Below are 12,495 nucleotides of genomic sequence, written 5' to 3' on the forward strand. Positions count from 1 at the left end.
ATTATAAAGGACTTTTTTTATGCACAAAACAAGATTATTGAACATTTTGAGTATTTTTAAAATTAAAGTTATTTTAATGCAACGCTAGTGGTACAAAGTAATAAAATAATAATATTGGGAGGGTTAATATGAAGAAATTATTGTTGACAGTTGCGTCCATTTTACTTCTTGCAACTACAGGTAACGTAGCAAGTGCAAGTGAGTTGAAATCGGGAAATGAACAAAAACTAAATTATAAAAATTGGGTTGATGAACAGATCGATTCAGCTACAGGTGATGAAAAAACGGAACTATTAAACTCTTATAAACAGTACAAAGAAATCTCTAATGAAGACCAAGAAAAATTTGTGGAATATATTTATAATCCACAAGAGCAAGAACAGGCATTAAGAGCATTTGCTACCGTTCCAGAAAATTCTTCAAGATCATTACAGAATGGGGACATAGAAGTGACTTCAACTTTTATTGAAGAAGAATTACCTGGAAAAGCTAAAGGAACGGCAGTACCAGTAAAGAAAACTTATAAAAGAGCACTTTCCATAAAGGGTATAAAAATTTTAGAATCTACTATTTGGGTTCAACATATGCAAAAAGACGGTGAAATTACAGGTACTCCTATTGCTGATGCTTTTACATCTGTAAATTTATATCCTACTTTATCAGATACGTATAGCTCACCAGCTATTTCTAATACTAAATTGGTTGTAGTTGCAAGTTCAGTAGTAACATTTACTACTAAGATTGATAATATAAAGTATGCACAAACTGGTACTATAGCGATTTATTCTGATGTAAATGGTTACTCTGACGGTACGTATACCACTGAATAGTTGATTATGTAGAAGGGGAGGAAATTAGGTGACATCCATAAAGGCGAAAAATATATATCATTTCGAGCCTTTACTGTACGGACTGAAAATCTCTCAAAAACTACAAAAAGAGAATGAGGAAGTGTTATCTATTCCTCATTCTCTTTATTTAATTTAAGGTAAAAATTTATCAACAGTTCTATTTGATACCTTTAGGTAGTGATCGTTTATTGTCTTAATCGACTTATGACCTGTTTGTTTGGCGATTGTCGCTAAATCTGCGCCACGCTCATGCATATCTGAAACGAGTGTCTTTCGAAAGTTATATGCGGTTAAACCAGTCCACTTTTTTAAATCATTCAGGTAAGCTCTTGTAGAGTAGCCCTATATGCTTGGCACGGAAAGCATCATCTCGCTCATATTCAAATTGCTTTGGCGATTATAACAATATTTTTAAAGAGAAAAGCAGGCGATTTCCCCATTTTTGGAAAATCGCCTACTTTACTTTTGTTTTCAAGTAATTATCGTATTTACAAGGATAATGATACTGTATGGTAGCTTTAATCTAACTTACGTACATAATTTTTTATACAATATTAATTCCTGCACTTGCATTACCAGTAATAGTAGTGACAATTGCAAGCCCTGTGGTAGTAACAGAGAACACCATTAATAAACGATCACCAGCAGCTACTGGCACTGGTGCAACGTTTGCAGTACCAGATGTAATAGTGCCTACTGCGATTGTTGAAAGAGCTGGTGTTAAATCAACAAATGCTGTTGTAGGGCTGAAAACATTACTTCCCGCAACCGCGCGGTAAACTTGTGCTCTGACTGTTGCTGTTCCTCCTACAAGGGTTAAAGCAACTGTTGCAGACAAGGATGCAGATATAGATGTAATACTACCAGCACGTGGAACTGAAAAGGCTTCCGTTCCAGTAGCAGCTGACAAGTCTATATTATTACCAACAAGAGATACCCCTGGAATAGCCGTACCAAATCCTACAAGACTTGTTGTACCTATTAAGCCAGTAGCAAGTGTTACTAAAACAACAGGAATTGTTCCTGAAGCGAATGGGACGATAGTGCCTGTTAGTGCTGGTGTAGTAATACATGCAGCGTCTACAGCTATAAAAGGACCAAGTGAAGTACAATTATTATTATTTGCGCAGCCGCACATTGAATTATTCATACACATTTTTACACCCCCTTTCCCCTTTATTCTATTCAGTTAAGATAAAGGGGAAAGGGCATTTTCCTAAATGGTCCAAAATTTTAAACTAACTCCATTTTCGAAAGAAATTGAAAAATAAAGAGTTCTTTTCTTTTTTTTGCTCTTCTTCAGTTGATTCTTCTTTTACCTCAGGTTGCTTGTTTACCTCTTCAATTTGTATATGGGTTTCAAATTTATTCTCTGGCGTAACTTCAAAGACTTCAAATTCGTCACTTTTTAAAGTAGGGGATGTATTTGTGTTGTCTTGCTCATTAACTACTTTAGAATCTTCAAGAATGGAAGGCTCATTAACCACTTTAGAATCTTCAAGAATGGAAGGCTCATTAACTACTTCAGAATCTTCAGGAGAGGTGGGCTCTTTAACTTCTATAGAAGCTTCAGAAATGGCAGGTTCATTAACTACTTTAGAAGTTTCAGGAAAAACAGGTTCTTTTGTTATTACAGAGCTCGTTTTATCTATAGTGATGACAGTGTTATTAATTTTTTCGGGTTCTCCGCAATTAACTAAATCTTCTGTTTTAAGTTCATTGTCAATGGAATTATGGATTTCAGTATGCGGTAAAGTATTAGATTCATAAACTCTGATTGGAATTTCCTGTGCGTTCGTAGCGTTTTTAAAATGGAAGGTGGATTCGGTGGTGGTATTTCTATATAAACCATTATATATTTGGCTTGGATGAGTATTTATTGATTGAAAGTATTGTTGATTAAAATGGCGTTCTTCGGGTATATTTCTTTGATTTTCATTGCGAACGGAAGGTATACCATTGTTTGCATCTAATTGCCCATTTGTTGCTTTACCTGCCAGACTTTGTAACATTTTATAAGATGGCTGTTTTGATGTAATCACCGATTGGCTTGTTGTCTGTGTAATTATCGGATATCTCTGTGCACCGTTAGAAATAAATTTAGATGTGTTTTCATTTTTAGGTGTAGTGGTTGGAGTTTCAGTATTTTCAATCGTGAGTAATTTGTTTAGAACCCTTAGCATTTCTTGGTTCATTTTCTCAATCATTTGATTCAGAGATTCAATTTGTGTCGATAGAAGTTTTATCTGCTCCTCATAGCCTCTGATTTGTGAATTCTGCTTATCTTCTATTGTTTCAGTTAGCCCTTCTATAAGTGCCAATTGCGTTTTAATCCCATTAAAATCCTTTTTCATAAATAGATAATCATCATTTGAAGTCCCCATTTTTAATGAGGTTAACGTTTCCTTGTAGGCATCTATTTTTTCCTTCCATTTTTCAATGTCTTGAGTGGAGTACAATCTTGAATCTTCCATTGCATTTCACCCCTTTCAGTCCATTAATATTTTATTAAAAATATTTACTTTCTGTTACAAATATACAGGTCCTTTCAAATATTTTAGTTTCTCCATAAGAAGAGGAGATGTAAGTAAATACGATACATACTGATACTTAAGCATTTTAATAAAAATCAGAACGAATTATTTGTTAGCCCATACACTTATAGCTAGAAAACATATGATACAACGAAAGCTAAAATTTTATGGAGGTGTCGAAAGGATGCAAGAGAATATGCCATCCCAGGCGCAGGACCCAGAATTAATTTGTATAAACGTTGATAAGGTATTTGATTGGATTGTAAAAGAAATGTCGTTTGATATTTCCCCTACTGGACCAATTACTTTTACAGGAGTAACAGCAGCTACTAACTTAACGGGTGCAGTAGTTACATGTAAAGTAGTTCCGGCTACATCTAATCCTATTGTAATTTTGAACCGTGAGAATCGCCAATTCTCCATTGATGGTTCAACGGTATGTCTTCAAAATCTAACTATTCAAAAGAATTTTATTCTCACGATAGTTGTTACTTTACCGAATGGAACTATGTTCACAAGCAATAATATTCCAGTTTCGCGTTGTGAACAAGTAACATTATGTGCGCCGAAAGGGACAGATGTAGAAATTTTATTTACAGATTTAGATTGTTTCGTTTGTACAACAGGATCATTAACAGCTGGAGACGGCACAATTACGTTTTCTGCACTAACAATTACTGTATCAGTTTGCCAAAGTATTCAATCTACATTCCCAGTTACTGTGGAATTCTTAGCAACATTCTGTGAACCAAGAGCTGAATTACCATTCACATGTCCGGGTGTAGTTCGTCCTCAGCAGTGTCCCGCTATTTTCCCAACTCTTGGCTAGTGGTACTAACACCGCGGAGAAAATCATATCGTAAGGAGAGGGTAATCCTCTCTTTTTTTTTATGAAAGAATTCAAATATAGCCATCTCCTGAAAAATGTGAATTCTTTAGTTGATTTAATACTATTGGTAAGGAGGACTAATTATGACTGCTGCTCGTATTGTTCATGTGGAAGAAAAGATAAATGAACTAAAAAAACAAACGGATTTTTATGTTCATGAAATTAAACAAATGGTTGGTAAACTCATTATCCCGGATAGTGTCAACGTCATTAGTTATTTCACATCCTCGTTCAATATTTCTAATAATCCGGATGAAGAGAACTTATGCTTGGGCTCTTATCATATTCTCAATGTAGGTAATCAGCCTATAACAAATCCGTATCTATGTATAAAACTGCCTGAAGACTCTCCATTCTCTTTCTCTGGAAAGTATGTCTATGAACATTTTGCACCGAAATTAAAAGGAAACAGTAGCTGGGAGCGAATCAATGATCAATCGAGCAAGGAGGAGTTTTGGCTTAGACCTATAGGAAAAACAACATTAGAGCCAAACGAAACACTATCATTTCCTAATTTTCAAATCAAATGGGGTCATAATTTATCTTATTCAGGAAGTATCATAGGTTTTACATATTGTGATCAGCTAGAAGATGGTGTCGTCGTCTTAAATCCTATTAATCTAAATGGAATTAGTTATACACAGGGGGATGAAAATGAGTGAGTATGAAAATATGAATCAAAAAATAGATAGTGTTATCCATCAACGTATGAAGGAACAGCTTACGAATTTGCCTAACTATAGTAATGAAGAAAATAATAGCTTTGCTTATCTCGAAAAAGGTACATTGAATCTACTTATTAATTATTTATTATCAGGAGAAAAGATAAAAGCTGAAGAAATAGGCGATGAAGAATTAGAAATTAAGCTTATTAAGCAGCTTGACGAGATGTTAGAGGAAAGTAAGGAGCAATTTGAAGAAGTGATTAGTTTACTTGAAAAATTGTCGTGATAGGAGGTACAATTGTGGATAATGATATTGTTAAAAACAATGATCCAGTTCAGCTTCAGCAAATGATCATTTTTTTAAGAGCTGAGTTAGCAAAATATAAAAATGATCCAGTTCAGCTTCAGCAAATGATCATTTTTTTAAGAGCTGAATTAGCGAAATATAAAAATGAAGTTAAAAGGTTCAGAGATAGTGATTATTATTCACTAGTACTGAAATTAGAGCAAGAAAATCTTCAATTATCAAAACAGAAAAAGGAGCTTTCGATGGAGCTTCTAAAGCAGAAGAGAGACCATGAAAAAAAAATAAAAACTTACTATGATGATATACAAGTAAGAGAAATCCAGAAGAAAAAACAACTTTCTTCGATAGTGGGTTTATTAAAAGAATTAGAAAAAATGCGTGCAGAAAATAAGCTAATAAAGGAAACGTTAAAATCCACTAAAGATGAATTTCTTTCTGTGAATTCAGATGCTAATTATATGACTTTAATAGATGGGCTTGAAAATAAGTTGAATGTTTTTACAAGAGATTTAAGCCAACAAATGATGACTATAATTGAAGCTGTTGAAAGATCTCGTGTAGAACAAACTAATTCAAACAATCTTAATGAGCATTTAGCCATAGAAATAGAGGGGAAAAGCACTGAGATAGAAAAATTATCGAGAGAATTAGCGGATGTAAAAAAGCATAGCTTTTCTCTAAGTGGAAAAACGATGGTGAATCCAGAGGTCTTTACACACTTAGATTCTCAAGTAAATAAGGTATTGGCTCAATCAATGGATTTTGAAAAGCAGTTGAATCATAAATTACGCTTGCTTGATGACTTGGACCACAAATTGAACGAGCTTACTATAGAAATAACTACTGATAAAACTGTATAAAAGTATGGTAAAGAAGGCTGTTTCAAAAGTAAGACAAGACACATTTTTGAAACAACTATTTTTATGTTATTAGGATTCTACTTGTTGTTTCGTTTTTCACCAATCGGGCTTTTACGGGCAGTTAATGCGAAATAAACATAGGAAATTTCAGCTAATCTGTAACATTAAGGATAAGTAATGGCACAAGGTGATTGATTTCACCTATACTTGTTTAATATGTAACACATAAAGGGACTGCAACAAATTTACAGGCTCGATATGCTGGAACTGACTTAGCTAATGAAAAAAAGCGGGCCTTGCTATCAGCACTACAATCTAATGACGACTTTCGACACTGTTTTAGGTCAAAAAATTCAGCAGGAAGTATGGGTAGATTTGCACTCTGATGCTTAATTTCGTCTGTATAAGTGATCGCTTTCTCACTAACTGCTTTTACATTCGGATTTCATTTGAGCTGTTTTTGTTTATTTTTCGTAAAATATCTTTTGGTCTATTCACTCTACACTAACATCTTTTTTTTCATTATAAACAAAAGTACCCTATAGGTTAGACTTTTTCAAAGTATCTATCAGGGTACAGTTTAAAGAAAAGGAAGATCATTTTCTTTAAATTCTTTGTCGGGATTGATTATATAAGTTGAACAGATGATGAATTTTCAACAAGTTGAATAGTAACATCTTCACTCGATTTCCATTAAAATAATTCATGGATGTCAAACAGACTTATTTGTTTTACATTAGCCATGGGGCATTCACTCCGTTCGGTTTTGGTTGTTTGGTCGCTACCATTATACCGAATCTGGGGAGGTGTCTGTTTTTTATTCGTTTGAAACCCTTGAGCCCCAAGGACTCTGGATTATGAAATCAACTCGTTTATATAAAAAGTTTATCTTCTATTGGCAGATTGTCCCGGTTTTTATACCAGTAGGACCGTTAAATCCTGGAATTGTATCGATCACCGTATTTGTTGCTGTACTTATAACAGATACAGTATTACTACCTTTATTTACAATGTAAACAAGTGTTCCATCAGGTGTAATTGCTGTTCCAACAGGTTTTAATCCAACAGGAATTGTAGTAAATACCGTATTTGTCGCTGTATCAATTACTGATACCATATTATCAGGAGTAGCTAGCTGACCAGCGTCTGTAACATGCACTAAAAAATGACAAACCGGAGTTGGCGGTTCAGGTATAAATGGTGGCTGACAACGACATCGACAACAAGGATTACAACAATGACAACGACAACTTGGATTTGATTTAAACTTGAACTTTTTAAAATTTTCCACATTGTCACACCCTTTCTTGCATATATTGATACTATATGCAAACAGAATTATGTTTTTTGTACGTGTTACCTAAACCAAATACTTCTGAAAAGTGTCGAGTGGTTGTTTATATTAGTGTTTGCTGGTCATTCTTCGAAGAGTTCTTTAATAGAAAGGACGAATTTCAAAGATGGATTCCCCTGTCAAAAAAATTAATTTTTTAGAGTGAATTTAAGACAGTAAATTATTTAATGGCTAAGTTATCAATTTTCTATATATTATCAGTTCAAGAATCAGATAAAAAATTAGATAATGAACATCTGTTAAAAAAAGACTATGCAGCCATCTGTTCGATAATTTAATCGGATGGCTGAGTCATTTTTGAAAACGTTGATAGTTGTAAAAATAAAGAAAAAGATTCTATTTGATAGCGTTCGGTACACCGAGAGTAGGCAACCCAGCTTGTAATGCGACTGGAAGTAGTACTGCACCAAGTAATGCAACCGCTGGAGATGGCCAGAAGAACCATGAAATTATCATCATTAAAATTCCAATAATCCAGAAGGGAAGAGTCGGGTTTTTGGAAAACTTTTTAAAAGGTGCAATCGTGACTTCATTAATGCCAGACTTGATGACACAGAGCTCATAGCGCCAATAATAGATATGATTAAAATGGTCGACAATAATTCAGTGATTGCATAGATAAAACTATTAAAAACGCCACTTATGGAGGCCATTAAACTCCCTGTTGCAAAAATTGCTAGCATGAAAATACCAATAATACAAATGAGGGTAGTAACTCGACGCTTCACCATAAACCCAATAATCAAAACAATGAAAACAACATAAATCCAATGGAGAGCTGTAAATTCTATTCCCATACTTTTCCCCCTCTTAATAGTTCTGATAATAGAATATGAAGGGTTCTAAATATGTTGCTACTGCCCATATGTAAAGTGCATTGTTTGACGTTTTACTAGCGAACATCTATAATGTGTTTAATAAGAAAATTGAATATAATCTTCCGTTTAAGGGGAGTAGCTATACAATAAAATCGTCAATACAGGGTAGAGATCCTCGGTTTTATTGGCAACTTTAATAGTTGTTTGCGAGACCTTACCGATTTTTTGGTAAGGTCTTTTTTATTAAAAGGCGTTATAACCGACAAATCGGTTATAACGCCTTTTCTTGTTGCTAAAATAATTAATACCACAGAATGGAGCTGCTATTATCCTTATATTCCACGAGCTAGCCGCAAGTGTGAAAATTGCATCTGATCATCAATATTCGCTTTTGGACTATGACAAATCTTTATCATTAATTGGGCAGGGGAGAAGTGCCTATGTGTTTAGAATTAAACAAACCGATAAAGCGATAAAAGTGTTTTTTCCGGATTATATGTATATTGCTGAGGAAGAAGCAGAAATCTATAAAGTAATACATGATATCTCCTATTATCCAACCCTGTTTGATGCAGGTGTCAATTACTTGGTTATTGATTATATAGAAGGAACAACACTTTTTGACTGTCTAACAAAAGGTATCCCAATATCTGAAGACGTCGTGAAAGATATTGATATAGCTTTGCAATTAGCAAAGCAAGAAGGGTTAAATCCATCTGATGTTCATTTACGCAATATCTTAATTACAGCCAATCATGAAGTAAAGATTATTGACGTAGCAAGGTTTAGACAAACGAAAGACTGTCATCAATGGCTCGATTTAAAAAAGGCGTATTATTGTTATTATGAAAAGCGCTATTTTCCAAAGAAAATCCCAGAGTTTATGCTGAATGGAATTGCAAAGCTTTATAAAAAGAATCTTCTTAAATAACATCCGAATTGTTTATTACAACTAATAAAGGGCTATCTGAAAACTGATAGCCCTTTACAATATCTATTTTACTGACGAAATCCAACTGTTCCACTTTTCCTGTGTGGTTTCGTAAACATCATCTTGTTTTGTTTTAAGATAATAAGTTGTTCCTATTTCAGCTTGCGATAAATCTTTGTAGGCAACAATTTTTTTGTATTCTATTCGTTTCCCTACATAAGCTTGCACTGTTGTTGGTAAGCTGATGTTTTGGGATACTTTGAAAGCTGAACCAAGTTCATTAACTTTAAAGGCAACAAGTTTCGTTGTTGTTTTAACTTGCCCATTCACTTTAGATTTCTTAGTGACAATTTTGTACACTTTGGCTTGACCTTCAGCTGTGTAATAATCATAAGTTGAAACAGGTGGCTTCGGTGATAAGGGAATGATAGATGCCTCTGCATGTACTGTAATAAGTTCGCCATTAGGTGCTGAAACGCCTGTTAGAACAATACCACTTGCTAATAGTCCAGTAACGAGTGTTTTGACAACTTTCATTTCAATACCAACTCCTTGTGTGGAATGACTTTCTAAGTGAATACTTTTAACTAAAAAATATTATACCCAAAAAAGTTTTTAATAACCTAGGCGGCTGGTACTTATTAATCTTTTATAGCTTTCCAAATAGTCCATCTATCTTTTTCAATAAACTTATTATTATCATTTGAAGACAATTGTTCTTTAATGTACCTTACAAGCTCTTCAAGTTGTTCGTCACTCAAGTCATGAAGAATTGATCGACCTGTTCGGTTTAATAAGTCTGTTTCTAAATCAGCTAACATTTTATAGGTCTTTCTTGTTTCCCAAAACGAAAATGCCTGCGTATCTTTGAATCCTTCAGCTAGTAATGCTTTAATGACTTTTTCACTTGAATGTCTTCTGTTAGTCTCTTTACTCTTTAAGTATGGATATTTAGAGAAAAAATAACCTCTTATATGAGTGGAATTTCCTTCAAGAAGACAATCTTCAGGTGTTCTATCTTGAATAAGGAAAATACCACCAGGCTTTAGCATGTGAAAGGCCTCTTTAAAACAAATATTTAAATCATTAATATGATGAATGACAGCTCTTTCTAAAATAATGTCATATTGTTCTTTTTTTAATTGAGTATTTAATGCATTTGCCTAAATGGAAATCGACGTTGGTATAACTTTTACAGTTTTCTTTTGCAGAGGACAATATTTGCTCTGAGAAATCTAATCCCATTACAAAAGAAGAGCCCATTTCTGCAAATGCCTTCGTGTAAATACCTCCACCACAACCAATATCTAGAACTTTTTTACCTTTAACTTCACAAATGGATTGGATCATATTCACCCAAGTATCATCTGCTTGGCGTTTAGCATAAGTAGAACGGTTATCCTGACTATGAAAATCAATTGCCATAAAATTACCTCCTGTTCCTAATAGCTCTAAAATAATTGTGAATGTAAATGAAGGATAAGTAAATGTTATATATTTTATAATAATCAATAAATATTTCTTATGGATGATTTACCGACTATTGGTCATATGAACCCATAAAAAAACGCCCACTCTAAATAGTAGGCGAAAATAAAAAATAAGGGCTATAAAAGGAAGATTTCTCCTTTACTATATACTTAATTAACAGAAAAGTCTATCATTTAACATTGATTTTAAAAAATTATTTCGAATAGCAAAGTGAATCTTTGAAACCTTCAAGCTCAGCTATATGGCTATGACAATGAATCATCAATCGAATGCGTTTGCACATGGGTTCACAGAATAAGAGAGATCAAAGTTCTCTAAACAATTATTAATCGAAAAATGAGTTAGAAAAAGCAATCTACAAGGGCGAGCTTTCAGTTGTATATCAACCAATTGTTTCCACAAATGATCCTGATTTTGGCTTTACTTTTTAGGTGGGAGTCAGGGTTATTAGGTAATGTACCCCTTAAAGACTTTATTCAAATTGCTGAAAAGAGTGGTTTGATTTTAGATATAACTACATTTGTAGTCGAAACGGTATTAGTTCAACATCCAGACATCCCTTATATTAAAATGAATTTATCGGCTGCTTTATTGGATAATTCAGATTGGTTTAATGGCTTACTTGAAATGCTACATAAAGATTACGCTTCTGAAGTGCTGCGATTATCATTTTGAGATAATGAAAGGCATAATGTTGTACGAAGAGCATCATGTGATCATTCATAAATTACGTGATTTAGTTCATGCCGTATTTATTGATGATTTCGGAACCGGTTTAGGAAAACTGTAATCAGGTGGCAAGTCTATCTGGATCAACTCCATAATTGGGGTTACTATATCATTTCGAGAAAATTGTACGTTTAGACAGGTAGCATTAGACAAAAATGTCCAAATACCACTGTAAAAGCCGTTGATTGTGAGATATGGTATACCATGGGCTAAGAATAAATATTCAAATTGGTATTTTGCTAGAAAGCATATTAATGGATGGGATGTTAGAGTAGAACAAGGGCCTGGTGGTGGAAAGGTTCATGCTCATTGGAAAAAAACGGCGAAAGGGGCTCCGTTACAAAAGGTGGGGGAGTACATCATAAAGGAGAGTCAATAAAACCTCCTAAAGGAGTTAAAGAATTCTTACGTAAAAGAGGATTTAAAGTATAGTGAAAAATCTACAAATTTACCATGGTGTAGGAGCAGATTAAATGAAAAAATTTCGGGGCCAAACGACGCTATTTTCGTAATTTAAAAAAAGAAGAAAATCTAGATGCTTATAATTTTGATTATGGAAGTGATAGTTGGTTTGATTTTTGGCACACGCATTTGGATTTTTGGGGGTATGGAAATAATAGTGTCAAAATCAGAAAAGCGCATATTAAAGCGTATCTATCTTTATATTGCAAGTTAGAAGAAAAGCTTGAAGAGTGGGGGAAAACTTATCAATTATGGATTGAAATATCTAATGAAGATGCAGGGGCAGATGCTATATATATTCATTCAGTTAATCCGAACGAAGATAATTTTCCATTTAAGATATCTAATTTAAGTCGATGTGATAAATTACCTGTATATTTAAGGGATGTAATAAATCTAAATGAATATAAAGTTGATTATTATGAATCTGAAGATGATTCTGATCCTGAAGACAATTCTGAAATTATTTTTGTTATTCAATCTTTAAAAAATCGAAATCCTTTGTATACTGGTATGTCAACACTAAACTGGACAACTTTTATAAGGACTGCTGCTTGAATTCCACCGGTGTTAAATAGCCCAGTGTTCCATGAATTCGAATATT

The 12,495-nt window shown here is 33.7% G+C and carries 17 protein-coding genes and 2 pseudogenes; 10 read left to right on the plus strand and 9 right to left on the minus strand.

The features are described 5' to 3' along the window. Positions 1–128 precede the first annotated feature (128 nt). Positions 129–830 carry a hypothetical protein gene (locus ACQKMD_RS20610; protein WP_427754334.1) on the plus strand — a complete coding sequence of 234 codons (702 nt, stop codon included), beginning with the start codon at positions 129–131 and terminating at the stop codon, positions 828–830. A gap of 28 nt (positions 831–858) precedes the next feature. Continuing rightward, entirely contained in the window at positions 859–987 is a 129-nt protein-coding gene (locus ACQKMD_RS20615; RefSeq protein ID WP_427754336.1) for a hypothetical protein, read from the plus strand. Here ACQKMD_RS20615 and ACQKMD_RS20620 read toward each other — a convergent pair. The 3 genes from ACQKMD_RS20620 to ACQKMD_RS20630 form a co-directional block, all read right to left on the minus strand. Then, a complete protein-coding gene (locus ACQKMD_RS20620; protein ID WP_427753561.1) occupies positions 984–1,172 on the minus strand; it encodes a tyrosine-type recombinase/integrase in 189 nt (62 codons plus the stop codon). The genes ACQKMD_RS20615 and ACQKMD_RS20620 overlap by 4 nt on opposite strands. Positions 1,173–1,395: 223 nt before the next feature. Continuing rightward, positions 1,396–2,007: an exosporium glycoprotein BclB-related protein gene (locus ACQKMD_RS20625; protein WP_427754338.1), complete on the minus strand. Its 612-nt coding sequence runs from the start codon at positions 2,005–2,007 to the stop codon at positions 1,396–1,398. A gap of 82 nt (positions 2,008–2,089) precedes the next feature. Then, positions 2,090–3,325, minus strand: coding sequence for a hypothetical protein (locus ACQKMD_RS20630; protein WP_427754339.1), 1,236 nt, complete (start codon positions 3,323–3,325; stop codon positions 2,090–2,092). A 244-nt stretch (positions 3,326–3,569) separates the two neighbouring features. Here ACQKMD_RS20630 and ACQKMD_RS20635 point away from each other — a divergent pair, with 244 nt between their 5' ends. The 5 genes and pseudogenes from ACQKMD_RS20635 to ACQKMD_RS20655 all read left to right on the plus strand — a co-directional run. Continuing rightward, positions 3,570–4,214: a hypothetical protein gene (locus ACQKMD_RS20635; protein WP_427754341.1), complete on the plus strand. Its 645-nt coding sequence runs from the start codon at positions 3,570–3,572 to the stop codon at positions 4,212–4,214. A gap of 143 nt (positions 4,215–4,357) precedes the next feature. Then, positions 4,358–4,936: a hypothetical protein gene (locus tag ACQKMD_RS20640; protein ID WP_427754343.1), complete on the plus strand. Its 579-nt coding sequence runs from the start codon at positions 4,358–4,360 to the stop codon at positions 4,934–4,936. Continuing rightward, positions 4,929–5,225, plus strand: a complete 297-nt coding sequence (locus ACQKMD_RS20645) for a hypothetical protein (protein WP_427754344.1) — start codon at positions 4,929–4,931, stop codon at positions 5,223–5,225. The genes ACQKMD_RS20640 and ACQKMD_RS20645 overlap by 8 nt, the downstream gene beginning before the upstream one ends. A gap of 14 nt (positions 5,226–5,239) precedes the next feature. Beyond that, positions 5,240–6,106: a hypothetical protein gene (locus ACQKMD_RS20650; RefSeq protein ID WP_427754345.1), complete on the plus strand. Its 867-nt coding sequence runs from the start codon at positions 5,240–5,242 to the stop codon at positions 6,104–6,106. Between the two features lie 230 nt (positions 6,107–6,336). Next, positions 6,337–6,486: pseudogene (locus tag ACQKMD_RS20655) on the plus strand (MFS transporter); the annotation flags it as partial. A 512-nt stretch (positions 6,487–6,998) separates the two neighbouring features. Here ACQKMD_RS20655 and ACQKMD_RS20660 read toward each other — a convergent pair. After that, positions 6,999–7,397, minus strand: a complete 399-nt coding sequence (locus ACQKMD_RS20660; RefSeq protein ID WP_427754346.1) for a YncE family protein — start codon at positions 7,395–7,397, stop codon at positions 6,999–7,001. Positions 7,398–7,802: 405 nt separating this feature from the next. Beyond that, positions 7,803–8,257 (minus strand): annotated as a pseudogene (locus ACQKMD_RS20665) (hypothetical protein); the annotation flags it as partial. 463 nt (positions 8,258–8,720) lie between these two features. Between ACQKMD_RS20665 and ACQKMD_RS20670 the strand changes: the two are divergent. Continuing rightward, positions 8,721–9,209 (plus strand): protein kinase family protein, encoded by a 489-nt coding sequence (locus ACQKMD_RS20670; RefSeq protein WP_427754347.1) that lies wholly within the window; start codon positions 8,721–8,723, stop codon positions 9,207–9,209. Between the two features lie 63 nt (positions 9,210–9,272). Here the strand turns inward: ACQKMD_RS20670 and ACQKMD_RS20675 are convergent, their stop codons facing one another. From ACQKMD_RS20675 to ACQKMD_RS20685, 3 genes are all read right to left on the minus strand, one after another. Next, positions 9,273–9,746, minus strand: coding sequence for a hypothetical protein (locus tag ACQKMD_RS20675; RefSeq protein WP_427754349.1), 474 nt, complete (start codon positions 9,744–9,746; stop codon positions 9,273–9,275). Between the two features lie 104 nt (positions 9,747–9,850). Then, a complete protein-coding gene (locus ACQKMD_RS20680; RefSeq protein WP_427754355.1) occupies positions 9,851–10,330 on the minus strand; it encodes a hypothetical protein in 480 nt (159 codons plus the stop codon). Position 10,331: 1 nt separating this feature from the next. Continuing rightward, positions 10,332–10,634: a class I SAM-dependent methyltransferase gene (locus ACQKMD_RS20685; RefSeq protein ID WP_427754350.1), complete on the minus strand. Its 303-nt coding sequence runs from the start codon at positions 10,632–10,634 to the stop codon at positions 10,332–10,334. Between the two features lie 441 nt (positions 10,635–11,075). Between ACQKMD_RS20685 and ACQKMD_RS20690 the strand changes: the two genes are divergently transcribed. Both ACQKMD_RS20690 and ACQKMD_RS20695 read left to right on the plus strand, forming a co-directional pair. Then, entirely contained in the window at positions 11,076–11,375 is a 300-nt protein-coding gene (locus ACQKMD_RS20690) for an EAL domain-containing protein (RefSeq protein WP_427754352.1), read from the plus strand. A 645-nt stretch (positions 11,376–12,020) separates the two neighbouring features. After that, positions 12,021–12,449, plus strand: coding sequence for a hypothetical protein (locus tag ACQKMD_RS20695; RefSeq protein WP_427754354.1), 429 nt, complete (start codon positions 12,021–12,023; stop codon positions 12,447–12,449). On the opposite strand, the gene ACQKMD_RS20700 is transcribed toward ACQKMD_RS20695, so the two are convergent. Beyond that, positions 12,430–12,492 (minus strand): hypothetical protein, encoded by a 63-nt coding sequence (locus tag ACQKMD_RS20700; protein WP_427417267.1) that lies wholly within the window; start codon positions 12,490–12,492, stop codon positions 12,430–12,432. The genes ACQKMD_RS20695 and ACQKMD_RS20700 overlap by 20 nt on opposite strands. Positions 12,493–12,495 lie beyond the last annotated feature (3 nt).

This window comes from Viridibacillus sp. NPDC096237 (assembly GCF_050278625.1).
GTDB lineage: Bacteria > Bacillota > Bacilli > Bacillales_A > Planococcaceae > Viridibacillus.

What these genes read in the sequence shown, in the direction of transcription:
- ACQKMD_RS20635 (WP_427754341.1), top strand. Translation starts at nt 3,570, where the DNA reads ATGCAAGAGAATATGCCATCCCAGGCGCAGGACCCAGAATTAATTTGT.
- ACQKMD_RS20645 (WP_427754344.1), top strand. Translation starts at nt 4,929, where the DNA reads ATGAGTGAGTATGAAAATATGAATCAAAAAATAGATAGTGTTATCCAT.
- ACQKMD_RS20685 (WP_427754350.1), bottom strand. Translation starts at nt 10,634, where the DNA reads ATGGCAATTGATTTTCATAGTCAGGATAACCGTTCTACTTATGCTAAA.
- ACQKMD_RS20625 (WP_427754338.1), bottom strand. Translation starts at nt 2,007, where the DNA reads ATGTGTATGAATAATTCAATGTGCGGCTGCGCAAATAATAATAATTGT.
- ACQKMD_RS20640 (WP_427754343.1), top strand. Translation starts at nt 4,358, where the DNA reads ATGACTGCTGCTCGTATTGTTCATGTGGAAGAAAAGATAAATGAACTA.
- ACQKMD_RS20610 (WP_427754334.1), top strand. Translation starts at nt 129, where the DNA reads ATGAAGAAATTATTGTTGACAGTTGCGTCCATTTTACTTCTTGCAACT.
- ACQKMD_RS20675 (WP_427754349.1), bottom strand. Translation starts at nt 9,746, where the DNA reads ATGAAAGTTGTCAAAACACTCGTTACTGGACTATTAGCAAGTGGTATT.
- ACQKMD_RS20630 (WP_427754339.1), bottom strand. Translation starts at nt 3,325, where the DNA reads ATGGAAGATTCAAGATTGTACTCCACTCAAGACATTGAAAAATGGAAG.